Raw genomic sequence first — 23,280 nt, forward strand, 5'->3', positions numbered from 1 at the left:
GGGGTTGGCGCAAATATTGCGACCCAGTTTTTGCACACGCTAGCGAACTTTTGTTAGTCGCTTGAGGTGAATTGAATAATATTACCGTTAAACGGCTTACAGTAAGCATTGGTAATACGCTTAAAGCCCATAAGATAAAACTTATAAAGCATTAAACGCTTCTTGGCATCTTAATTCGTGCACTGGTTTAGCACATTCTCGCTTCCCACAAGTGTGCAGGGTAAACCATAAAGTCGTTATAAGCGATAAATGGAAAAGTAATAGGAAAAGTATGTCGTTAAATAATTTGTCTTATGCTGTTATCGGAGTACTGCTTGGTCTCTTAGTATTGGCATTGGGCCAACTTTTTGACTGTCAAAATTTAGCCGGCGCGACCATGGCGCTTCAGTGCCCCAATGGTACGCCTATTTCAAAACTATGGTTGGTCACCTCAATGTTGATAGCTGGAAGTGGTATCGCCGCTTGGCTATTTCGAAACCGCAACTTCTAGGCGAGATGTGATATTTCAATCGCATTGCAATTGGCCGAACGTAAATTAACTAAAAACACTAACGTTTTCTTAATTATAAACTGCAGCGCGTATAGATAGTTTAAAAAGCGCATAAAGAAGCGCAGCTCCTTTATGCGCAGCAGTGTGCACCCCATAACATTTACGGCTATTTAGCAAATGTATAATCTGTATAGCCTTTCTCACCGCCACCAAACAAGGTATCAGGGTTGTGCGTATTTAACGGTAACTTGTTCTCTAATCGATAGGGCAAATCGGGGTTTGCCACAAAAGGTCGACCAAAACCAATCATATCTGCCCACCCTTCTGACAGCGCTTTTTCCGCACGCGCTGCATCGTACTTTCCGGCATAAATGAGCAGACCGCTAAAGGCTTCACGAATCGCCTGTTTAAATGATATTGGCATTTGCGGCGCGTCATCCCAGTCAGCTTCGGCTATGTGTATATAGCCGGTGTTGAAGCTATTTAGCATGGAAGCAATCGCAAGATAGGTCTCTTCGGGATTGTCGTCGACGGTCCCGTTTAACGTTGTTAGTGGAGCTAAACGTACACCTACTTTATCAGCGCCAATTTCCTCAGACACAGCCTGCACCACTTCTTTCAAGAATCGAATACGGTTCTGTACACTTCCGCCGTATTCATCAGTTCTTGTATTACTTTGAGAATCAATAAACTGGTTAAGCAAGTAACCATTAGCCGAATGCAACTCAATGCCATCAAATCCGGCATCTACGGCATTGCGCGCCGCAACGCGATACTCTTCTACCACGTCCTTTATATCTTCAATGCTCATTTCGCGTGGCATGACCGACTCAACAAAGCCAGGGTTGCCGCCTTCATCAACGAACACCTTTACGCCTTTTGCTTGAATTGCCGATGCGCTAATTGGCTGCTGCCCTTCTGTATTTGAAGGGTGGGATACGCGGCCCACATGCCAAAGTTGCGCAAACATTACACCACCCGCTTTATGGACTTTGTCTGTTACCAACTTCCAGCCTTTGATTTGCGCTTTGGTATAAATACCTGGTGTCCACGCATACCCCTTACCGAGTGCCGAAATTTGTGTGCCTTCGCTGACAATTAGACCAGCGCTTGCGCGCTGTGCGTAATATTCAGCCATTAATGCGTTGGGCACATCTCCTGGCTGTGTTGAGCGGGAGCGGGTCATTGGCGGCATAACAATTCGATTATTCAGCGTTTTCCCAGCCAGCGATATGCTTTCAAATAGTTTCATAATACAGTCCTTTAAACTTGAGTCTTGCAATTTACACGTTTAGATAACGGTAAATATAAGGTCCATAAGCAAGGTTAGAACCCGTACTTTTAACAAAGTACTTTTGCATTTTTCACAAAGGTAGCGGTGCATTTCGACGACGTTATCCTAAATTTCCCGCCTCCCCTCTTGACGCAGAAAAAATTAAGCTTACACTTGTTCGCCGAATTAGCGTACAAGTGTAAGCTAAAACATTTTTATCCTTTTTGTATTTAAGATATTCCGACGAAATACAGGTGTGATTTCTACATTGAAACTATTACTCGATAAATTCACTGATCGCATATTCCACCACGGCTCTTGGAAGGGCTACTGGGAGGTATTGATGCAGCAAATTAAACCCGCGTGGCGCGATGGGTATTTCAGAGCCAAGGTAGTGGCAGTAAAAAAACTAAGTGCAGATATGCTGGAGGTTTTACTTAGACCGGAGAGCTCTTGGCCTACGCATATTGCAGGGCAGCATATCGCATTAACCATAGAACTTAACGGCAGGCTCACCACTCGCGTGTTTACCATAGCGAGTGGTGCTAATAGCCACCAAAGAGACAAGCAGATCCGCTTGGTCACAAAGGTAAAAGCCCGAGGCGCGCTAACCCCTTACCTACATACCTGTGTGCCTAATCAATGGGTAAATATCTCAGCCCCTATGGGAGAGTTTGTATGGCCTGAGACGCAAAAGCCTCTTCTCATGATTGCGGGCGGCTCAGGTATTACACCTTTCATTGCCATGCTTGACGATGCTATTAACGATGCGAAGGTAAAACAAAAAGCAGTGCATTTGCTTTATTTTGCCAAGCCCAATGAACACGTATTGCTAAACGAGCTATCTGCCTTCAGTAAACGCTGTGAAAGCTTCACCTATGATGTTTTAACTAAGCAAAAAGATGGGGATGTAGAAGCCCATTTGTCTTACTTTGCTGATGCGCACTGGTTGGTGTGTGGCCCACATGCCATGTTCGAGCAAGTTGAAACTTACGCAAAAACAATTAACGTGCCTGTTTCAAGCGAACATTTCGCTGCGCTGCCTGTGGTGAGCAACACCAGCCTTTCCGAAAACGAAACCTTCTCTTTGGTACACAACGGCCAATCTTTGGCTATCGACAATCAGCAAACCCTGCTTTCACAGCTTCAACAAGCAGAGCAACCCGTGACCTACGGATGTGGAATGGGGATTTGTCACCAGTGCCAATGTGTTAAGAAAAGGGGCGTGGTAAGAGATACCCGTACTGGCGAACTTTCAGATAGCGCAGAGCAACTTATTCAGTTGTGTGTATCACAAGCCGTTACCGATGTGGAGATTCAATTATGAACACTAGCGTTGCAATAGACAAACAACACCGTGAAGCAGCGATTGAACAAGCGCACTTACCGGAGTGTGAAACTCATAATACTCAAGTAATTGGGGCTACGAGCACCGAAAAGAAACCGAACTACGAGCGACTTGCCGCCCAACTTGATGAAATCAAAGCTGATATCAAACAGAAAGTAGGTGCTGAAGATGCGGCCTATATTCGACGCATTATTCTCATTCAGCGTATTTGCGAATGGAGCGGCCGGATACTACTGATGTTGGGGTTCATTCAACCGCTGCTCTGGGTTGCCGGTGTATTGAGTTTAGCCACAGCTAAAATTCTCGATAACATGGAAATAGGCCACAACGTGATGCACGGCCAGTACGATTGGATGAACGACAAACATATCAATTCGAAAAGCTATGAGTGGGATATTGCCTGTGATGGTGCGAGTTGGAATCGCGTTCATAATTACGAGCATCACACCTATACCAACATTATTGGCAAAGACAGAGACTTTGGCTACGGCTTGCTTCGCCTGTCTAACGATTTCAGATGGCGTGTAAAAAACCTATGGCAGTTCGCCACTTACATCGTACTTAGCGTGATGTTTCAGTGGGGTGTGTCGTATCACGAGATGGCTGCAGAACGGGTCTTCTTTGGAAAGAAGAAAGACAACCGTAAGAATCAGGTTACTCATAGCGAGCTTAAGAAACGCTTTTTTAGTAAAGGCGCACGTCAGTTAGTAAAAGATTACGTGCTATTTCCTCTGTTAGCTGGACCGTTATTTTTATGGGTGTTTACCGGCAACCTTATCGCCAATTTGCTACGCAATTTATGGACATCTACTATTATCTTTTGCGGCCATTTCACTGGTGACGTGGAAACGTTTAAACAAGAAGATTGTGTTAATGAAACCCGAGGGCAATGGTACTACCGACAGGCGCTGGGCTCGTCGAACATAAAAGGCGGAAACCTGTTTCACGTGCTTACTGGGCATTTAAGCTTTCAGATTGAGCATCACTTGTTCCCGGATATCCCTGCCAGACGCTATAGAGAAATGGCCCCAAAGGTAGAGGCCGTATTCAAAGAACACGGCATGCACTACAACACTGGAGGCTTTTTAAAACAATACGCCAGCGTTTTAAAACGCATTATTCGCTACTCTTTCCCTTAACCATTTGAAACCCTAACCAGCCGGCCATGGCGCTAGCGCTGGTTAGGCAAGTACCCCACGCCCAATCAATCAGCATAATAAACAAAGTAAAACCCTCAATGATGCTGTATGCCGTTAAGTTGTAGGCGCCATAACTGGCTAACCCTAAAAGCGCGCCATCTATTCCAGCATAAAGTAGCGACTTCTCTCTGTTCGCTACCACGGCAAGTACAAACACTACGCATCCATACATTAAATAAAACACTACCCAAGGCCACGTAATAAATTGACATCTAAGCAGAGGAGCCATTTCACTTTGATACCAGCCATCCGCAATAACGCCAAGCCACAAGAAGTCGAGCACACCAAAACACACAAAGATTGCAACTAACGACACGACGATGTTTTTCGCGAAACGAATGATGTTGGAAAGCATGGAACCTATCCCTGTAAATAAGCAAATTGCGGATGCAAGTGATTTAAAATATGAATACGCAAGTGTTGCACAATTAGCGCATCGGTAAACCTTTTTAGGGCGCATGATTACTTTACTTAAAACTTACACTGGGCGCTGCAACTAAAGAGGCGTTCGAATCTCAAAGTGACGTGGTTCAAATAAGCATTAAATAAAATGAATAAAACACTATTAGTAATAACTACCTCTTTGATTGTCAGTGCGTGCGCTCATAGGCCACCACCTTTAGACATGGATGAAATATTCTTTGAAACTCAAATTAAGCAAGATGGTACTAAGCTCTTCGCGTTTAGCATTCCATTAATGAAACCGCGAGAAGGCGCTAAAGGTGGTAGCAGAGGCGGCCGTGGGGGTGAAGGTGGTGGTCGTGGCGGCCGTGGTGGGCAAGAAAGCCGAGGAGGCTCAGCACAAAAATCTTCTGGTAGCAGTGAGAGAATGACCGAGCAACTCTACGCATCTCTTGATAAAAAACTGGAAGAGACCGGTTACTGCCAAACTGGCTATATCGAAATCGATACGCATCAAACCGAAGATAGACTGCATCTATTAGGTGAATGTAATGAGACGGCGAGCGAATTAGACAGGCTCGACTTCCCGAACATTAATTAACTAGTGATTTATGAAGCGCATCGCCAGTGGCGAGCGCTTCATTCAAGGCTTCCTCAATCAACACACAGAGTATGCTCCACCACACCATTAGACACATAAGCTCTGCAGCCAAATAGGTCGGTAGTTTCTAAACACACCCCACTTGCTTTTTGCCCAGCATCCACCTGATTATTTTCTGTGACACAGGCTACTTCGCACTCGCTGCTGTCATTACACGCATTGCCAGCATCATTCGCCGGTAAAACACAAGCATACGCCTGCTGTCGGCCTACTTTCTTCCAGTTCCCCCCCTGTTTATCACACACTTTTTCAGACTTTATGGAATAGGCCTGCTGTACTAACGGCAAAGAGGTATCAACAACTTGCTCTAATTTTTCAATTTCTTCAACACTTGCTATAGGCTGCTCAATGACTTCTGGGGGCTGCGCACCGCAAGCCGTTAAAGTTGCACCCAAGCCCACTGCCAACCAGGCCCCAAACCGATGCTGTATCTTAACGCCTGCCTGTTTCATTCTTTCCCTCTATTTGTTTTACTTTTTAAACAACGACTACTCAAAAGCCACGCTTTTTTAAACCTGCGATACTTATGACCACGGCTATTAGATAAGTTCTTATTTTTTCAATAAATCTTTATTCGTGCGCTGCGCTATGCTCAATAAATTATCAAACCATTGAAATTTTAGTGATACCTAGGCAGGTCTCTACATACACTTCGCAAAACTTGCAGTATTTACGGATGCTTTATGACACTACAACAAACCGAAAACCTGGTAACCGCCTTAATAGCTTTCAGCTTCTCTGTTCTTGGCCTAACATTTTTACTGGGTGCAAACCCTAATGCACTAATAACGACTTTTAACTTCTACTCGTTAGGTGCAATGGTTAGCGAAAATGCACTTGGTGCTATCACTGGGATTACATTATTGCTGCTAGCCTTAATGACATTTGCTGCACGATTTAAGCTAGTGTCACCAAAACCGGTTACGCTATTCGCTGCATTGGTTACCGCAATCCCCCTACTCACCTTGTTATCTTCCGGGCGATGGATGGCCGATTTAGGCGGCTTCCCGATTATCGGAAGTGGTCAAGGCATCATCAAGTACTTCGCAGTATTACCGCTTTTTCTGTTCTTGTTTTATCGCGACAAACTTTCGCATAAACAGCTGACTTACCTTAACTTTGCACCTGTAGCCATGGTTTTACTATGGATAGGAAGCATGAAGTTTTTCGAATTTGAAGCCAATGCAATTGTTGGGTTAGTAGAAACCTCGCCGTTTATGTCGTGGCTTTATGACGTGTTCAGTGTACAGGGAGCATCGAATGTAATTGGTGGGTTTGACGTCTTCTTTGCGCTTGTTTTGGGCGTAGGTATTTACATTAAGAACAAGCCAATGATCATTACGAGTGGAGTCGCTTGTTTATCCGTATTTTTGATGACTCAAACGTTTTTATTTAGCGTGCCTGATACCTTTAATAGTGCCACCATCGTTAACCGTCTAGGGCAGTTCGTTATTAAAGACCTTTGGTTTGTCGCTAACTTAGTGGTAGTTGCCTACTTCACAATATTTAATTCGGTGTCAGATCAAAACCGAAAAACGCAGCTAGACTAAATTGGGCTAAATTACGCTATATAAGGCTACATAAGGCCGCTTGCCGCGGCCATTACTAGTGATATGAAACAATAAGTAAATAATGGGAAATCGGTTAATGAGCTTTATTTATCTTGTTCTAGCGACAAGCTTACCCAGACTAGCCTATGATCTGAGCTGGCGGCACGATCTTTAACCAATCGATACAGGTCACTCGTTTTAGCTGGCCAAAAAACGCCTGCATCATGTACATCGAATCCATATCGAGATGGTAGAACATAGTCGGCTCTGGCGCCCCAATAGGCGGTAAAACGATTGCTAAACGCAGCGCCTGACGCGCCTGCACCACCTGCGCTTGTTGGAATTGTGTCGTTATTGACAAGCGGGTGTTCAGTAAGCTGTTCTATTACACCTTCTCTGTGTTTGTCCCCGATATCGGCAGCATTAAAATCGCCTACAAGCACAAAGCGCGTATTGTTTGATAGGTTAACTTTCTCACCCGTGTCATCATAGATATATGTACCTTTGTCAGGAGAAAGGTAATCTGCCATTAACCTTATTTCATCGAAATTACGCTTTCCGTTTCTGTCTTCGTTTCCATCAAAATTCGGTGGGGTTGGGTGCATGGCTAACACATGTACAGTCTTATCACCCACATTAATTGGCACGTCCCAGTGAGACTTCGAGCTTAACCTTAATGCCTCCCACTCATTTACATCGTACCAAGGGGTGCCGCTGCCCACATTGCCATTTTCATCAGGAATAATAGGTACTTGGGGATGAGGCATATGGTGCCATTTGAATTTCTGAAAGGTACGGATACTATCCACATCAATAGGGTATTTTGACAGTAGCGCCATACCGTATTGTCCAGGATAAAGCCCAAAGCCGTAAGCATCCCCACCAAAACCTTCTGCCTTACCATTGTTGTCTAAGTCGAAGGTGGTGGGCTCGCCCGTATTAACTGTCGCCACATAGGTATAAGGGTAATCCACTGGCTTGAGCCCACGCTGTGAAACATTTAGGTAATTCTTAATAAACGCTCCCACCCCTTTACGCTTATCTGCAATGTAGTCAAACTCATTCAGCATCAGAATATCAGGGTTAACACGCTGAATAATTTCAGCAATATTTTTAACTTGAGGGTGCTCGCCCGTAGACAGAACATGCTGAAGTACTTTGTCGCTCGGCTTCATGCCCAACGCTTTATAGTTAGTGGCTTCCATACTTACGTTAAATGTAGCAACTTTTAGCATTTGCTCTTCTTTCGAATAAGCCAACGGAGATACACATAATGCGGGTAAAAGAGCTGTGGCAAAGAAAAGCGCCCTAATTTTCATGTTGTTACCTTTTAATAAAGTCGTTTGCTAACGATACCAATATAGAAGAGGATTCTGAACTTTTTTGTACTGAAGAATAGCTAGGGTCTGTTTGGCGTTAGGTGCAATGAACCTTTCCTAAAATTACCTTCCTTTCGGCTATCTTTTTGCCCTTGTCGTTATAACCTTGGATTAGTTTTAATCTCTCAAACTTTCGCGCACGATCATTTTAAAAAATAACTGCACTATTAAATCATTTAACGCAATTAAATTGCATTAAAATTGCTGTACAGTGGAATAATAGAATCTATTACTCGTATTGTACTGATATTCTTTTTCTGGCGTTTAGAGAGTACAGCTCCCTGAACTCTAACTGCAGCGCATTTTTAAATAATGGCCAATAGGTTAATAGAAAGAGAGAAGTGTTATGAAAAGCTGGGTTTCAAAAGCGATAAATATTATCAATGCAGATTATCAACGCTCGGCTGATACGCACTTAATCAAGCTAGAGCAAATCGCCTTTAAAGATGTTGATATCTATCTGAAAGATGAAAGCACTCATCCGACAGGGAGCCTAAAGCACCGTCTAGCCCGGTCTCTTTTTCTATACGCCCTGTGTAATGGAAAAATTGTAGAAGGGACCACGGTCGTTGAAGCCTCATCAGGCAGTACAGCGGTGTCTGAAGCTTACTTCGCTAAAATGATTGGCGTTCCGTTTGTTGCCGTCATGCCTAAATCTACCGCCCAAAGTAAAATAGCGCTTATTGAACGCTACGGTGGACAGTGTCATTTCGTTGACTGCCCTACACAAATGCACAGCGAAGCCACCAAGGTAGCAAAAGAACTTAATGGCTACTTTATGGACCAGTTCCTTTACGCTGAGCGCGCTACAGACTGGCGCGGAAATAACAATATTGCTGAGAGTATCTTTGAGCAAATGAAAGCCGAGCCCCACCCTGTTCCACACACTGTGGTTATGAGTGCTGGTACTGGCGGAACATCAGCAACCATAGGCCGCTACATTCGCTACAAAGGTCTTTCTTCTCAGCTAGTGGTAGTAGATCCTGAATTCAGCGTATTCTTTGATAGCTTTAAATACAAGGATCATACACTTACGGCTACCCGAGGAAGCCGCATAGAAGGGATAGGACGTCCTAAAGTTGAAGCCTCTTTTCAGCATGATGTTATAGACGACATGATTGCTGTTCCCGATACGGCTAGTATTGCAACCATGCATTGGCTAAACAACACCATGGGAATTAAAGCCGGCCCTTCTACTGGCACAAACTTATGGGGTGCACTAAGTATTGCTGAACAAATGAAGCAGCGAGGTGAAGCGGGCTCAATTGTAACGCTTATGTGCGACAGCGGAGAGCGATATAGTGAAACCTATTACAATGCTGGCTGGGTAGAAAGGACCATTGGTTCTTTCGATGAATACACCGCCAAACTAGAAGCCATCGGAGCTAGTGCGTAGGGTTCAAAAAAGCCTGTTGCTGCTGTTTAAAGTGCTGGGGCGTTATGTATCGCGCAGCACTTTATTCAAAGCATTTATCACTATACATTGGCGATATACTTCTCATTGATTAAGTGCGCAACACTATGTTCAAAATAAAAAAACTTGTTCGCTGTACCCTTGCATTTGCCACAGCGTTTGCCACCCACAACGCCTTTGCTAGTAGTTCACCGACAATTGAAGCCAACAACAAGGGCAGTGCCGGTGCCAATCAAGCTTTAGTAGCAAATGCTCCCACTGGCGTTTCTAACAGCAATTACGAAAGCGTTTTTGCTAACCTCGCGCTCCATTGTATTCATCAAGAGTTTCCCAATGTTGTAAAACACATGATGAATGATGGCGATGACGTAAAGGCACCAAGTCAACTCTACCCCGCATTTTACGGATGTTTAGACTGGCACTCATCAGTTCATGGCCATTGGCTCCTAGTAAGAATGCTAAATACTGCTCAAGACGGGGTGAATAAAGATGAGATTATTGAAAAGCTAAATATCAGCTTTACAGCAGCGAATATTCAGGGTGAATTGGTAAGCCTCAACCGTGAAAATAATGCGTCGTTTGAACGTCCCTATGGTCTTGCTTGGTTCTTACAGTTAACCGCTGAACTGCGTCAATCGACTGTTCCAGAAGCAAAGGTATGGCTAAGCACACTACTTCCGCTTGAGAAAGAAATTGTGTCTAGAGTAAGCGCGTGGTTACCTAAATTGGCTTACCCAATCCGAACCGGTGAACACAGCCAAACCGCCTTTGCTTTTGGCCTAATGTTAGACTGGGCGAAGGTAGCAGATAACAGGGACTTTGAAGCACTACTTACATCTAGAGTAAAAGAATATTACCAGGCTGATAAGCAATGCCCCCTAGCTTACGAGCCTTCAGGGCAGGATTTCCTATCACCGTGCTTGGCTGAAGCCGACCTAATGCGCCGAGTAATGGCTAAAAAAGACTACAGCCAATGGCTTTCAGCATTCTTTCCAGACCTAACCGCTGAAACTTCAAGTTGGCTAGCACCTGCGACTGTTACAGACAAAACGGATGGTAAGCTCGCTCACCTAGACGGGCTTAATATCAGCCGTGCGTGGATGATTGAAGGCATTATAAGCGCTTTACCAGACGATGACGCACGCTTACCTGTACTGAAGAAAACGCTAAAAGCACACCGTGATGCAGGACTAAACGCGGTGTTTGGTGATATGCACTACATGGGAAGCCACTGGCTTGGCAGTTTTGCTAGCTATTTGGAAACACAGCGTGGCATAGACTAAATTCAAGCTTGGCTGTAATAATTTGCAGCCGAGCTTTCTGTGTGTCTATAAGATGTTGTACCAACGACTATTATTTCGCTAGCTTACCAGCCAACTCAGCCGTTTCTTTACCCAAATTTTTAAGCTGCTTAATCGTCTTCTCATCCGTAATTACGCCCTCTTCCATAAGCGTATTTACTTTTGCTATAGCTTTTTGATTTGGCAGCACCATAGTACCTAGGTTCTCAAGTAACATTCTTAGTACCACCAGCACACGCATACCGCCCAGCCCGCCTGCCGATGCGGCCAGAATACCAGCTACTTTACCGCGATACGCTTGCAGTGGCTTTTCGCCTTCGCTCATGCGTGATGCCCAGTCAATGGCGTTTTTGAGCAGTGCTGGGTAGCCTGAGTTGTATTCTGGTGAGGCAATAAGAAAACCATCATGACTCATTAGCAATTCTTTGAACGCCTGTGCTTTTTCAGGCATGCCAAACTCGGCCTCCTCATCTTCATTAAACAGTGGCATTTGAAAGTCGGCCAGGTCTATAACGGTAACCTCTGCGCCAGCCTCGCGGGCGCCTTCAGCAGCGATGTTAACAATAGCTTGGTTAAACGAACCTTTGCGGGTACTACCTGCAAATGCAAGGATCTTAGTCATTGGATTTTCCTGTCTTTATTTCGAGTTGTATTTTTGTAGTTTTCGACTTTTAAGTATTCAGCGCCTTTTCCGGTTCTAAACAAACGGTAAAAGAAAATGTTTGCACCGATGAACTGTATCTTTAGCCGTTTGCGGTAAGCATAAAAAAAGGCTGACAATCAATGTCAGCCTTTTCAATATCACTACCTATGTTGTACCGCGAACGCTACATTTTTTCTAGTGTCTCGATGCCAAGTAGGGTTAAACCCTGCTCTAGGGTTTTGGCAACTAAAGCTGACAGCGCTAAACGACTATCACGTACAGTTGGCTCAATGCCGTCTTTTAGCATTGGGCAAGCTTCGTAGAACGTCATGAACGCTGAAGCCACATCGTATAGATATGTACACAACACGTGAGGTGTCGCTTCACGAGATACCATGCCAATTACTTCTTCAAACTGCATCAGTAACACAGCTAGCGCATGCTCTTGTTTCTCAACTATATTGATATCTACCGGCATAGTTGCCATATCAACACCCGCTTTTCTGAACAAGCTTTTCACACGGGTATAGGCGTATTGAAGATAAGGCGCCGTGTTACCTTCAAAACTTAGCATTGAGTCCCAGTTGAACATGTAATCGGTTGTGCGGTTTTTAGATAGGTCAGCGTATTTCACAGCGCCAATACCTACCTTGCGAGCAACTTCTTTAAGCTCGTCTTCACTTAAATCGTTGTCGCGCTCTGCTATTAACTTACCTGCACGTTCAACGGCTTCATCAAGTAATTCAACCAATTTAACTGTACCGCCAGTACGGGTTTTAAATGGCTTGCCATCGTTTCCTAGCATCATGCCAAATGGACAATGCTCGTAAGTTTGCTCTTCTTTCATGAAGCCTGCTTTGCGGCCTACAATTTCAGTTTGCTTGAAGTGCAGGGCTTGGCGAGCATCGGTAAGAATAAGCGTACGGTCGGCGTTTAGCTTGCCACTGCGATAGCGCATTGCCGCAAGGTCAGTAGTTGCGTAAAGATAGCCACCACCCGACTTTTGAACGATATAAACAGCTGGGTTACCTTCCTTATCGGCAAGCTCAGGAATAAACACCACCTGCGCGCCTTGGTCTTCAACCGCAATACCTTTTTCTCTCAGGTCGCTTATCACATTAGCTAGGTCGTGGTTGTACGCAGACTCCCCCATAATATCTTTACGGGTAAGGCTTACGTTTAGCTTGTCGTAAACTTCTTCAGAGTGAGCGATAGACACATCAATGAACTTTTCCCACAGCGCCAAACACTGAGCGTCACCGCCCTGCAGCTTAACTACGTATTCACGAGCACGGTCGGCGAAGCCTTCTTCTTCATCGAAACGTACTTTGGCTTCGCGATAAAAGTCTTCAAGATCAGAAAGCGCAGTTTCCGCCACTTCCTCTTGAAGCTTGTCTGAAAGGTGCGCAAGCAACATGCCGAACTGGGTGCCCCAGTCGCCCATGTGATTTTGACGAATTACGTTGTGACCCAAGAACTCAAGTACTTTAACCACAGCGTCGCCGATGATGGTAGTACGCAGATGGCCCACGTGCATTTCTTTGGCCAGGTTAGGCGATGAATAGTCAACAACAATGTTTTGTTCTTTTGACTTAGCAATGCCCAAGCGCGGATCGGTTAGCGATAGCTCACACTGATTAGACAGCCAATCGTCGTTTAAATGTATGTTAATAAAGCCAGGACCAGCCACTTCTAATTTACTGGCAATATCGTCAAGTTTAACGATATCAACAATCTTCTCTGCAATATCTCGCGGCTTTTGCTTAAGCTGCTTGGCAAGGGCCATAGCGCCGTTAAACTGGTATTCACCAAACTCAGGGCGTGCACTGCGTGAAACTGGCACTGGCGCATTTTCTACGCCCATTTCTTGTAGCGCTTCAGTGAAACGGTTAACTAATAGTGCATGTATGTTCATAATGTATATTGTCTTTAATTAATTTTTTCTAGCTTAATTTTCGCGCGTATTCGTAAACTGAATATCTGGGTAACGCTCTTGCGATAGCTGCAGGTTCACCATTGTTGGCGCGATGTACGTCAGGTTGTCGCCTCCATCAAGGGCAAGGTTCTGCTCACCTTTACGGCGGAACTCGTCTAGTTTCTTCTCATCATTCGAGTAAACCCAACGGGCTGTTGCAACGTTCACGTGCTCGTAAAGTGCATCTACATTGTATTCGGCTTTAAGTCGTGCCACTACCACATCAAACTGAAGCACACCAACCGCGCCTACGATCAAATCGTTGTTTGCAAGGGGTCGAAACACCTGAACTGCGCCTTCTTCAGAAAGCTGAATAAGCCCTTTCAGCAGTTGTTTTTGCTTAAGTGGATCTTTCAAACGAATACGCTTAAATAGCTCTGGCGCAAAGTTTGGAATGCCAGTAAAGCGGTAGTTATCGCCCGAAGTAAAGGTGTCACCAATTCGGATAGTACCGTGGTTGTGCAAACCGATGATATCGCCGGCATAAGCTTCTTCTAGTAAAGCGCGATCACCCGCTAAGAAAGTCAGTGCATCAGAGATACGCACATCTTTGCCCAAGCGGCTGTTGCGCATTTTCATACCTTTCTCGTACTTACCAGACACAATACGACAAAATGCGATACGGTCACGGTGTTTCGGGTCCATGTTGGCCTGAATCTTAAAGACAAAGCCACTGAACTTACCGTCGGTACTTTCGATAGTCCCTTCTTCGGTTTCACGGCCAAGTGGCGCAGGCGCCCACTCAACCAATCCGTCAAGCATGTGGTCAACGCCGAAGTTACCCAATGCTGTACCGAAGAATACTGGCGTTAACTGGCCTTCCAAGAAAAGCTCTTGTTCAAATTCGTTAGATGCACCGCGTACAAGCTCAAGCTCGTCACGCAAGGTTTCAGCGAGGTCACTTCCTACTGCCGTATCTAACTCAGGATTATCTAACCCTTTAATGATACGCACGTCTTGAATAGTGTGACCCTGGCCGCTTTGATACAAAATAGTTTCGTCGCGGTGAAGGTGATATACACCTTTAAAGCTTTTACCACAGCCAATTGGCCACGTGATTGGTGCACACAAGATATCAAGCTCGGTTTCTACTTCATCGAGCAGTTCCATAGGGTCGCGAATATCCCGGTCTAGCTTGTTCATGAAAGTTACAATCGGCGTATCGCGCAGACGGGTAACTTCCATAAGTTTACGGGTTCTGTCTTCTACACCTTTTGCGGCGTCGATAACCATAAGGCATGAGTCAACGGCCGTCAGTGTACGATAGGTATCTTCAGAGAAGTCTTCGTGCCCAGGAGTATCAAGCAGGTTTACTAAGTGATCGCTATATGGAAACTGCATGACCGAGGTGGTTACCGAGATACCACGCTCTTTTTCCATTTCCATCCAGTCAGACTTAGCATGCTGACCTGACTTTTTACCTTTTACGGTACCTGCAGTTTGTAGGGCACGACCGAATAACAATACTTTTTCAGTAATCGTGGTTTTACCCGCATCCGGGTGCGATATGATTGCGAACGTGCGTCGCTTTTTAATCTCTTCTAGAAGCTTCTTATCTGACATCAATACTTATCTTCGTTATCTATTATCCCTGTAAACCAATTACTTACAGGCGCGTTTTGTAACGGATAAGCAATGCTTTTCCGCGCAAATTTAGTATTGCGATAAAACGCTTGATACGGCTTGGTAATTAATTGCGCGGATTTTAGCATTTTACTGCACGTAACAGTAGAGCGAAATTACATACTCCCTACCGCTTAATTTGCTATGCGACCACTCACTGCTTTTTTTCATGCATACACACTTCCACATCGTTAACCTATTTCAAACATTGTTGTACACACCGTTTACAACACAAGTGACAGACCCTTTTTATAAACTCTATTTATAAAAATAAGGACAACGCCCTGTGATATTGTTTCTAATTTGCGTAGCCGCGCTTATTGCTGGCTACTTTATATATGGCGCCTTTGTTGAGAAGGTATTTGGCGTCACACCAGCACGCCCCACTCCTGCACATAGCCAAAAAGACGGCGTAGACTTTGTTCCCATGTCTACACCGAAGGTGTATCTCGTTCAGCTTCTGAACATTGCTGGCGTAGGCCCTATATTTGGTCCTATTATGGGTGCACTATATGGCCCAGCAGCAATGCTTTGGATTGTATTGGGCTGCATTTTTGCCGGTGCCGTGCACGATTATTTTTCGGGTATGCTGTCAGTTCGTAATAACGGGGAATCTGTACCTAGTTTGTCTGGCCGTTACTTGGGTCGAGGCGCTAAGCACTTTATGAACTTGTTCGCTATTGTGCTGCTTCTACTGGTAGGTGTGGTTTTTGTCTCAGCGCCTGCGGGTATGATTACCAATTTAGTCAATGACCAAACATCATTGCAGGTTGAAGTTGGCACCATGGTAGCTATTATTTTCGCCTATTACATACTGGCAACCATAGTTCCAGTAGATAAGATTATTGGCCGCTTCTATCCGTTTTTCGGTGCACTTCTTATCTTCATGTCAGTAGGTTTATTAGCCGCAGCCAGCTATTCAGACCAGCACTCTATTTTGAGTCAGTTTTCAGCAAGCGATATGCTGACTAACCTTAACCCTAACGATATGCCGTTATGGCCTGCGCTCTTCATTACTATCGCTTGTGGCGCTATATCTGGGTTTCATGCAACCCAATCACCACTAATGGCCCGTTGCATGGAAAACGAGAAAAACGGACGCTTCGTGTTTTTTGGTGCAATGATAGGTGAAGGCGTGATTGCCCTTATCTGGTGTGCGATTGCCCTTTCATACTTCGACAATTTAGAAGCGCTGTCTGCAGCCATTACTGACGGTGGCCCTGGTAACGTTGTTTACGCTTCATCATTCGGCCTTTTGGGTGTTGTGGGTGGCGTACTCGCGTTTCTTGGTGTGGTGATTCTGCCTATCACGTCTGGCGACACCGCCTTTCGTTCAAGCCGCCTAATTATGGCTGAGTACTTTAACGTTGAACAAAAAGGTATACGTAACCGGTTATTTATGGCTGCCCCTTTGTTTGTTCTGGGCGGCATCCTCACCCAAGTCGATTTCGGTGTTATCTGGCGCTACTTCGGGTTTGCCAATCAGACAACTGCCGTCATGATGTTGTGGACTGCCTCTGCGTACTTACTTAGACACAATAAATTGCATTGGATCACCACGGTGCCGGCTATGTTTATGACTGCCGTTTGTGTAACTTTTATTTTAAATAACGACACCTTGGGTTTCGGTATGGCGATGAATATATCAACAATCATCGGGCTTGTTGCATCTTTGATTACCACAGTTTATGTCATTCGAATTTCTAAAGGGAAAGGCGAAGCCCCACTCGAACCTATATCTGTAAGTGCTGAAAAGCCCACTCAACCAGTAGACGCGTAACTACCTACAGTAAACACGTGTAATATGATGAGCCGCCCTTTATATAGGGCGGCTATTTATTTTGTACGTTTTAAATGAGTTATAATGAGGCTCACTTTTAACTGGCGGTAATATTGGCAAGCATGGAACTCATACTCTCACTACTTCAACAAATGTGTGTGTATCTTGTACTCGCATATATGCTGAGTAAAACACCGCTTTTTCTTCCTATTCTCAGCATCTCTTCTCATCGCAAACACCGCTACTTGGTGTATGTAGTTTTTTCTTCCTTTTGTATTCTGGGCACGTATTTTGGTCTGCAAATAGACGATGCCATTGCCAATACCAGAGCCATTGGGGCAGTTATAGGAGGATTACTAGGCGGTCCAGTAGTTGGGTTTGCCGTAGGATTGACCGGCGGTCTCCATCGTTATTCATTGGGTGGTTTTACTGATGTTGCCTGCGCTATTTCCACCACGCTGGAAGGTTTGATTGGTGGCCTGGTGCACGTTTACTACGTTAAAAAGAATAAGAGCTTGGATCTGTTTAATCCATGGAAAGTGGGCGTTGTTACCTTTGTAGCAGAGCTATTTCAAATGGCTATTCTACTTACTGTTGCAGAACCTTTTGAAAAGTCTTACGCACTGGTTAGTGCTATTGCCGCACCTATGATAATTGCAAATACTGTGGGGGCCGCACTTTTTATCAGTATCTTATCTGACAAGAAAACGATATTTGAAAAGTATTCTGCTACTTTTTCACGTAGGGCACTGTCCATAGCTGACCGCTCGGTGGGCATACTTACGTCTGGATTTACTCCAGTAAACGCAGAAAAAGTTGCACGCATTGTGTATGAAGAAACCAATGTGGGCGCCGTAGCAATTACCGATAAAGAAAAGATTTTAGCGTTTATAGGAACGGGAGCGGATCATCACCTGCCAAATACGCCCATCTCCTCAGCAAGTACCATGGAGTCTCTAAACAATAACAAAATAGTGCATTTAGACGGCGCTGAACTTCCTTATCAATGCACCCTAGACAAAAACTGTCCGCTGGGCTCCGTGTTAATTATACCGCTTCACTCTGGTTCAGAAGTTGTGGGTACCATCAAGCTATATGAACCCAAACGAAAGTTTATGTCGACGGTTACACTATCTATGGCAGAAGGCATCGCTCAATTACTGTCTAGTCAGATAGTTTACGGCGAATATCAACAACAAAAAGATTTACTCTCACAATCAGAGATAAAGCTGTTACATGCACAGGTAAACCCGCATTTTCTTTTTAACGCGCTCAATACCATTAGCGCTATTATCCGCCGCGACCCCAAAAAGGCCAGAGAGCTCGTGCTAAGCTTGTCGCGCTTTTTTAGAATAAATCTCAAGCAAAATACAGCAATTGTTACCCTCAAAGAAGAGATGGACCACGTTAATGCTTATTTGGCGATTGAAAAAGCGCGTTTTGCGGAGCGCCTACAGATCACGGTAAAATACGACGAAGCAGCAATGTCAGCACTTTTACCTAGTTTTACGCTACAGCCATTAGTTGAAAATGCGGTCAAGCACGGCATCGCTCAGTGCATAGAGGGGGGGCATCTATCTCTAAATGTACGCTGTACGGCGGATGACCATATTCACATTCTTGTAGAAGATAATGCTGGCTTGTACAAATCCAAGAAAAAGCAAGACGCGGGTTTAGGAATGGATATTGTAGATAAACGGCTTATTCATCAGTTTGGCCAACAAGCAGGTCTGGTAATCGAGTGTCGGGCTAACCACTTCACCCGTATGTCTTTCTCTATCCCACATACCCATCATTCTTATCAGAGCTAACCATGACTAAGAATTCAGTATTCCGGGCACTTGTTATTGACGACGAACCCCTCGCCAGAGATGAGCTTTGTCAGTTGCTAAACGAAACCAATGAGGTTCAAGTTCTAGCCGAGGCTGCAAACGCAATAGAAGGGTTGGCATTAATAAAACAATACAATCCAGATGTTATTTTTCTGGATATAGAAATGCCCCAACTCTCGGGGCTAGATATGTTAGCTATGCTTGACGTAGACACCATGCCCTATGTTGTATTGGTTACGGCATTTGAACAATATGCCCTTCAGGCATTTGAAGATAATGCGTTTGATTACCTACTAAAACCAGTAGAACCAGAGCGGCTCAGTAAAACACTTACAAGGCTGAAAAAGAGAAGCTTCCCCCAGAATGGTATCGACACAATCGCCTCACCTACGTTGATGCATATTCCCTGCGTGGGCCATCAGCGTATTTTGCTATTACCTGAATCAGATATTCATTTTGCATATAGCGATGTGGCGGGCGTACATGTAAGAACTTTAGAGAAACAAGCAGACACCCAACTCACATTAAAAACCTTAGAAGAGAGAACCGCGCTCGTTCGATGTCACCGGCAATATTTAGTAAGGTTATCATGTGTTGGGGAAATTAAACTCTTGGATAATGGCCTTGCTACGCTTCTAATGGCGACGGGAGATTCGATACCCGTTAGCCGTCGATACCTTAAACAGCTCAAATCGTTGTTAGAACTATAATATCTGTAAACAGCGCTTCCAAAAGTTAGTTAAGCTATTACCAGATGCTTTAAAACCATGAAACTACAATTGTCGGGGCAATGGGTCTGACTTTTCCTCCCAAAGCAACACCCAAAACGAATTTTTGAACATTCCGATTTCTGACGCCATTTGTCTTAATTTATTCGCCATCATCTCTAAATTTGCGCTTAATTTATCTTTGCCCCTGGTACGCAAAACAGTGAAAAAAATTAAACTAAAGTATAAAGAATCAGATTTCTACTGCTCTTTTCTGACTGCCTAATCCAATTATTTGTCTGGATATCTTAGACTTACCTCAATCACATTGCTGTACAAAAAGGCGCAAAATATTACTGAAAGTTTAACTTTTTGTAAAATAACAATAAATATTTATTAAAAAGAGACGCTTCTTAGATTTTACGAATATATGCTATTGATAATATTCAAAAGTTGTGCAATACATAATAAGTGTCTAAAAAGCACACTAAAAATAATTAAAGCAAAAAATTAAAGTCTAGGGAGACTACAATGTTTACAAACCACAAACTGGCAAAGTCGGTGAGACTTGCCTGCGCCTTTGGCGCTGCCGCATCGTTGGCATTTTCTGGTAGTGTCTACGCCCAAGAAGACGTTGAGTCAGAGGAAGAACCAGTTGAGAAAATTGAAGTCACTGGTTCGCGTCTACTTTCTAACCCAAACGTTGCAGCTGCCACTCCTGTACTGAGCGTTTCAGGTGCTGAAGCGGCCGCTCGCGGTAACTTACGTGTAGAAGATTTCGTTAACGTGCTTCCGCAAGTATTTGCGGGTCAAGCTTCAGAAGTTTCAAACGGTTCAACAGGTACTGCAACACTTAACCTTCGTGGTCTAGGTGCAAACAGGACGCTAGTACTTATCGACGGCAAACGTCTTCCATACGGCTCTTCTGGAACCAGTGCTGCTAACGTTGACTTAGTTCCAACGCAAATGCTAGAACGTGTTGACATCCTAACCGGTGGTGCATCGGCGGTATACGGCTCTGATGCTGTTGGTGGTGTTGCAAACTTTATTCTTCGCGATGATTTTGAAGGTGTGGAATTTGGTGGTCAGTTCAGCACAAACTATGCTGACAACGATAATGGTTTGTATGAAGGCGTGCTTAACGCAGCCGAGCAGCCTGTTCCAGGTTCAACCATGGACGGCGACGAAACCCTAATCTACGCTATGTTTGGATCATCATCTTCTGATGGTAAAGGCAATGTAACTGTTTATGCTTCATATGAAGACCGTCAGGAAATAGTCCAGTCTGATAGAATTTTCTCAGCGTGTACATTAGGCCAAAGTAATGGCGCATCAAGCTTTGAAGGGTTTGGTTGTGTAGGTTCAGCTAACTTCCGTCTGTTTGGTGGTCCAGGAGGTTTCGCATTCCAAGAGGAAGATGGAAATCTCATTTCTTACGCTGGTGGCCCAAGTCAAACCTATAACTTTGGTGCAACTAACTTCTTCCAACGTCCTTCTGAGCGTTATCACATGTACGCTAAAGGCGACTATGAGATTAGCGAAAATCTAGAAGCGTATCTTGACTTTGGTTATATTAACAACACCAGTGACGCACAGATTGCTCCAAGTGCTTCGTTTGGTATCGGTGCATACGACATTAACTGTGGAAACCCACTAATTCAAGGTAATAGCGGTTTAGCGTTCACTGACATTTTTGGTTGTTCGGCTGATGATATTGCGAACGATGTAATTGTTAGCGGGATCACAGCATCTCACCGTAACGTTGAAGGTGGCTCGCGTAACTCTCGTCTTGAGAACAGCGCATGGAGAGTTGTTGGTGGCCTGAATGGTTTCATCGATGATACGTGGGCTTGGAACATATTTGGACAAATTTCAGAAACTCGGGATCAGAGCTCAGCAACTAACGATTTCGTCGTTGCTAACCTACAGCAAGCGTTATTAGCAACCACTGACGAAGATGGTAATGTTGTATGTATTGACCAGTCTGGTGGCTGTGTTCCTTATAACATCTTCCAACGCCCTGGTGGTGAAAGCTCAGTAACGCAAGATCAATTAGATTTCATTCAAGGTATTGGTATTGTAAACGGGGAAACTTCACAAAAAGTATTCGGCGCGGATATCCAAGCTAACTTAGGTGACTACGGCATTAAGCTTCCTACAGCTGATGACGGTATCGGCATCTTATTCGGTATTGAATACCGTAAAGACGAACTAGCGTCATCACCTGATGAAATTAGCCAAGTTCAAGGCGGTGGTTTTACTGGTGTTGGTGGTGCAACGCTTGCAGTAGCAGGTAAAATTGAAGTTCGTGAATTTTTCACCGAGGTTCAAATACCTCTTATTTCTGGCGCAGAGTTAGCTGAAGAGTTAGTGTTTAGCGCACAGTATCGTTTTTCTGACTACGACACAGCAGGTAACGGCACGTCTAACAGTTTTGACACTAATGCCTACGGCTATCAGTTATCATGGACGCCAGTTGAAGACGTGAAACTTCGTGCGCAATATCAGCGCGCGGTTCGTGCTCCTAACGTAATTGACCTATACACTGGTCAAAATACAGGACTACCTAACCTAAGCCCAGCGGGTACCGATGCTAGCGGCGAACAGTTGTATGATCCGTGCGCAGGTGCCAACCCAATTGCTTCACTTGAAACTTGTGCACGCACTGGTGTAACTGCAGATCAATACGGCAATATCCTTGACGTAATCTCGGGTCAAACACAGTCTCTAACAGGTGGTAACCCGAACCTAGATCCAGAGACTGCAGATACCGTCACGTTCGGTGTTGTTATTACTCCAGCAAGTATCGAAGGCCTGTCAGTTAGCGTAGATTACTTCGATATCGAAGTAGACGATGCAATTGCTTCTGGTATCCCAGCACAAACCATCTTCGACAACTGTCTAGATAGTGGTGACCCTACATTCTGTAGCCTTATCACACGTTCTTCAGCAGGCTCTCTTGCTGCTGGTACGTTTGGCGTGGGCTTCCAACAAACTAACCTTAATATTGCATCACTTGCAACATCTGGTGTTGACTTACAAATAAACTACAGCCTACAAACAGAGATGGGTGACGTACGTTTCGACTATGCATCTACGATACTAGACGAAAACAGCACTGTACCATTCCCAGGTGGAGACCCTGTTGAATGTGCTGGTTTCTTTGGTAACGCATGTGACGCCCCTAGTCCAGAGTATCGTCATAGATTTATGGCAACGTGGAATACCAACCTAGACGTTGATATTACTGCAACTTGGAGATACTTCGGCTCTGCACAGAACGATGATGAGGGTGATACCCTTGAAACTGGCTTTAGAGCTATGAGCTACTTAGACCTTTCTGGTACTTACTACGTCAGCGATAACATAGAACTAACTATGGGTGTTCTTAACCTTCTTGGCGAGCAACCTCCAGTTTATTCTGGTGCCGGCCCAGCTCTTGGTAACGGTAACACGTATCCAACAGTTTACGACACTAGCACGAACTGGTTTGCTTCGTTTAGAGGTAAATTTTAAATCCAAATCTCCCTTTGGACCTAAGCAAAAAGCCGTTTATTCTTAATAAACGGCTTTTTTATTTTTTTATGAATATTTCACTTCACCCCGTACTTGCTCAGTGCTCAACAGCGCTTAGTTAAAGCCTATATATCTGTTACAAACACAGCTTTATATAAGTATCCATTTATGCTTTTCCTAATAAACG

At 44.4% G+C, this 23,280-nt stretch carries 18 protein-coding genes; 11 read left to right on the top strand and 7 right to left on the bottom strand.

Annotation, left to right across the window (positions count from 1 at the left end):
• The first annotated feature begins 271 nt into the window (after nt 1–271).
• Nucleotides 272–490 (top strand): hypothetical protein, encoded by a 219-nt coding sequence (locus ACYTPF_RS04270; protein ID WP_071951054.1) that lies wholly within the window; start codon nt 272–274, stop codon nt 488–490.
• A 166-nt stretch (nt 491–656) separates the two neighbouring features.
• On the opposite strand, the gene ACYTPF_RS04275 is transcribed toward ACYTPF_RS04270, so the two are convergent.
• Nucleotides 657–1,742 (bottom strand): alkene reductase, encoded by a 1,086-nt coding sequence (locus ACYTPF_RS04275; RefSeq protein ID WP_461851314.1) that lies wholly within the window; start codon nt 1,740–1,742, stop codon nt 657–659.
• 289 nt (nt 1,743–2,031) lie between these two features.
• Between ACYTPF_RS04275 and ACYTPF_RS04280 the strand changes: the two genes are divergently transcribed.
• Together ACYTPF_RS04280 and ACYTPF_RS04285 are read left to right on the top strand one after the other, a co-directional pair.
• Nucleotides 2,032–3,090, top strand: coding sequence for a flavin reductase family protein (locus ACYTPF_RS04280; RefSeq protein WP_461851315.1), 1,059 nt, complete (start codon nt 2,032–2,034; stop codon nt 3,088–3,090).
• Nucleotides 3,087–4,250 carry a fatty acid desaturase family protein gene (locus tag ACYTPF_RS04285; protein WP_461851316.1) on the top strand — a complete coding sequence of 388 codons (1,164 nt, stop codon included), beginning with the start codon at nt 3,087–3,089 and terminating at the stop codon, nt 4,248–4,250. The genes ACYTPF_RS04280 and ACYTPF_RS04285 overlap by 4 nt, the downstream gene beginning before the upstream one ends.
• On the opposite strand, the gene ACYTPF_RS04290 is transcribed toward ACYTPF_RS04285, so the two are convergent.
• Complete coding sequence (locus tag ACYTPF_RS04290) at nt 4,228–4,665, bottom strand: DUF2177 family protein (protein ID WP_461851317.1); 438 nt, start codon at nt 4,663–4,665, stop codon at nt 4,228–4,230. The two genes, ACYTPF_RS04285 and ACYTPF_RS04290, sit on opposite strands and share 23 nt — an antisense overlap.
• Nucleotides 4,666–4,935: 270 nt before the next feature.
• On the opposite strand from ACYTPF_RS04290, the gene ACYTPF_RS04295 reads away from it, so the two are divergent.
• Complete coding sequence (locus tag ACYTPF_RS04295; RefSeq protein ID WP_461851318.1) at nt 4,936–5,313, top strand: hypothetical protein; 378 nt, start codon at nt 4,936–4,938, stop codon at nt 5,311–5,313.
• A 53-nt stretch (nt 5,314–5,366) separates the two neighbouring features.
• On the opposite strand, the gene ACYTPF_RS04300 is transcribed toward ACYTPF_RS04295, so the two are convergent.
• Complete coding sequence (locus ACYTPF_RS04300) at nt 5,367–5,825, bottom strand: hypothetical protein (RefSeq protein WP_461851319.1); 459 nt, start codon at nt 5,823–5,825, stop codon at nt 5,367–5,369.
• 231 nt (nt 5,826–6,056) lie between these two features.
• Here ACYTPF_RS04300 and ACYTPF_RS04305 point away from each other — a divergent pair, with 231 nt between their 5' ends.
• On the top strand, nt 6,057–6,923 hold the full coding sequence (locus ACYTPF_RS04305) for a DUF417 family protein (RefSeq protein WP_461851320.1): 867 nt from the start codon (nt 6,057–6,059) through the stop codon (nt 6,921–6,923).
• Between the two features lie 104 nt (nt 6,924–7,027).
• Here ACYTPF_RS04305 and ACYTPF_RS04310 read toward each other — a convergent pair whose 3' ends face one another.
• A complete protein-coding gene (locus tag ACYTPF_RS04310) occupies nt 7,028–8,242 on the bottom strand; it encodes an endonuclease/exonuclease/phosphatase family protein (protein WP_461851321.1) in 1,215 nt (404 codons plus the stop codon).
• Between the two features lie 406 nt (nt 8,243–8,648).
• On the opposite strand from ACYTPF_RS04310, the gene ACYTPF_RS04315 reads away from it, so the two are divergent.
• Entirely contained in the window at nt 8,649–9,698 is a 1,050-nt protein-coding gene (locus ACYTPF_RS04315; RefSeq protein ID WP_461851322.1) for a PLP-dependent cysteine synthase family protein, read from the top strand.
• 125 nt (nt 9,699–9,823) lie between these two features.
• A complete protein-coding gene (locus ACYTPF_RS04320; RefSeq protein ID WP_461851323.1) occupies nt 9,824–10,999 on the top strand; it encodes a DUF2891 domain-containing protein in 1,176 nt (391 codons plus the stop codon).
• Nucleotides 11,000–11,069: 70 nt separating this feature from the next.
• Here the strand turns inward: ACYTPF_RS04320 and ACYTPF_RS04325 are convergent, their stop codons facing one another.
• From ACYTPF_RS04325 to prfC, 3 genes are all read right to left on the bottom strand, one after another.
• Entirely contained in the window at nt 11,070–11,639 is a 570-nt protein-coding gene (locus ACYTPF_RS04325; RefSeq protein ID WP_461851324.1) for an NADPH-dependent FMN reductase, read from the bottom strand.
• A 205-nt stretch (nt 11,640–11,844) separates the two neighbouring features.
• Complete coding sequence (gene argS / locus ACYTPF_RS04330; RefSeq protein WP_461851325.1) at nt 11,845–13,575, bottom strand: arginine--tRNA ligase; 1,731 nt, start codon at nt 13,573–13,575, stop codon at nt 11,845–11,847.
• A gap of 33 nt (nt 13,576–13,608) precedes the next feature.
• Entirely contained in the window at nt 13,609–15,198 is a 1,590-nt protein-coding gene (gene prfC, locus ACYTPF_RS04335; protein WP_461851326.1) for a peptide chain release factor 3, read from the bottom strand.
• A 346-nt stretch (nt 15,199–15,544) separates the two neighbouring features.
• Here prfC and ACYTPF_RS04340 point away from each other — a divergent pair, with 346 nt between their 5' ends.
• From ACYTPF_RS04340 to ACYTPF_RS04355, 4 genes are all read left to right on the top strand, one after another.
• A complete protein-coding gene (locus ACYTPF_RS04340; RefSeq protein WP_179982725.1) occupies nt 15,545–17,038 on the top strand; it encodes a carbon starvation CstA family protein in 1,494 nt (497 codons plus the stop codon).
• 122 nt (nt 17,039–17,160) lie between these two features.
• Nucleotides 17,161–18,849, top strand: a complete 1,689-nt coding sequence (locus ACYTPF_RS04345; RefSeq protein WP_461851327.1) for a LytS/YhcK type 5TM receptor domain-containing protein — start codon at nt 17,161–17,163, stop codon at nt 18,847–18,849.
• A 2-nt stretch (nt 18,850–18,851) separates the two neighbouring features.
• Nucleotides 18,852–19,580, top strand: coding sequence for a two-component system response regulator BtsR (gene btsR, locus ACYTPF_RS04350; protein ID WP_461851328.1), 729 nt, complete (start codon nt 18,852–18,854; stop codon nt 19,578–19,580).
• Nucleotides 19,581–20,108: 528 nt separating this feature from the next.
• Entirely contained in the window at nt 20,109–23,093 is a 2,985-nt protein-coding gene (locus ACYTPF_RS04355) for a TonB-dependent receptor plug domain-containing protein (protein ID WP_461851329.1), read from the top strand.
• Nucleotides 23,094–23,280 lie beyond the last annotated feature (187 nt).

This window comes from Alteromonas sp. HB246098 (genome assembly GCF_054890645.1).

What these genes read in the sequence shown, in the direction of transcription:
- ACYTPF_RS04300 (WP_461851319.1), bottom strand. Translation starts at nt 5,825, where the DNA reads ATGAAACAGGCAGGCGTTAAGATACAGCATCGGTTTGGGGCCTGGTTG.
- ACYTPF_RS04290 (WP_461851317.1), bottom strand. Translation starts at nt 4,665, where the DNA reads ATGCTTTCCAACATCATTCGTTTCGCGAAAAACATCGTCGTGTCGTTA.
- btsR (WP_461851328.1), top strand. Translation starts at nt 18,852, where the DNA reads ATGACTAAGAATTCAGTATTCCGGGCACTTGTTATTGACGACGAACCC.
- prfC (WP_461851326.1), bottom strand. Translation starts at nt 15,198, where the DNA reads ATGTCAGATAAGAAGCTTCTAGAAGAGATTAAAAAGCGACGCACGTTC.
- ACYTPF_RS04315 (WP_461851322.1), top strand. Translation starts at nt 8,649, where the DNA reads ATGAAAAGCTGGGTTTCAAAAGCGATAAATATTATCAATGCAGATTAT.
- ACYTPF_RS04295 (WP_461851318.1), top strand. Translation starts at nt 4,936, where the DNA reads ATGGATGAAATATTCTTTGAAACTCAAATTAAGCAAGATGGTACTAAG.
- ACYTPF_RS04285 (WP_461851316.1), top strand. Translation starts at nt 3,087, where the DNA reads ATGAACACTAGCGTTGCAATAGACAAACAACACCGTGAAGCAGCGATT.
- ACYTPF_RS04355 (WP_461851329.1), top strand. Translation starts at nt 20,109, where the DNA reads ATGTTTACAAACCACAAACTGGCAAAGTCGGTGAGACTTGCCTGCGCC.
- ACYTPF_RS04275 (WP_461851314.1), bottom strand. Translation starts at nt 1,742, where the DNA reads ATGAAACTATTTGAAAGCATATCGCTGGCTGGGAAAACGCTGAATAAT.
- argS (WP_461851325.1), bottom strand. Translation starts at nt 13,575, where the DNA reads ATGAACATACATGCACTATTAGTTAACCGTTTCACTGAAGCGCTACAA.
- ACYTPF_RS04345 (WP_461851327.1), top strand. Translation starts at nt 17,161, where the DNA reads ATGGAACTCATACTCTCACTACTTCAACAAATGTGTGTGTATCTTGTA.
- ACYTPF_RS04320 (WP_461851323.1), top strand. Translation starts at nt 9,824, where the DNA reads ATGTTCAAAATAAAAAAACTTGTTCGCTGTACCCTTGCATTTGCCACA.
- ACYTPF_RS04310 (WP_461851321.1), bottom strand. Translation starts at nt 8,242, where the DNA reads ATGAAAATTAGGGCGCTTTTCTTTGCCACAGCTCTTTTACCCGCATTA.
- ACYTPF_RS04270 (WP_071951054.1), top strand. Translation starts at nt 272, where the DNA reads ATGTCGTTAAATAATTTGTCTTATGCTGTTATCGGAGTACTGCTTGGT.
- ACYTPF_RS04305 (WP_461851320.1), top strand. Translation starts at nt 6,057, where the DNA reads ATGACACTACAACAAACCGAAAACCTGGTAACCGCCTTAATAGCTTTC.
- ACYTPF_RS04325 (WP_461851324.1), bottom strand. Translation starts at nt 11,639, where the DNA reads ATGACTAAGATCCTTGCATTTGCAGGTAGTACCCGCAAAGGTTCGTTT.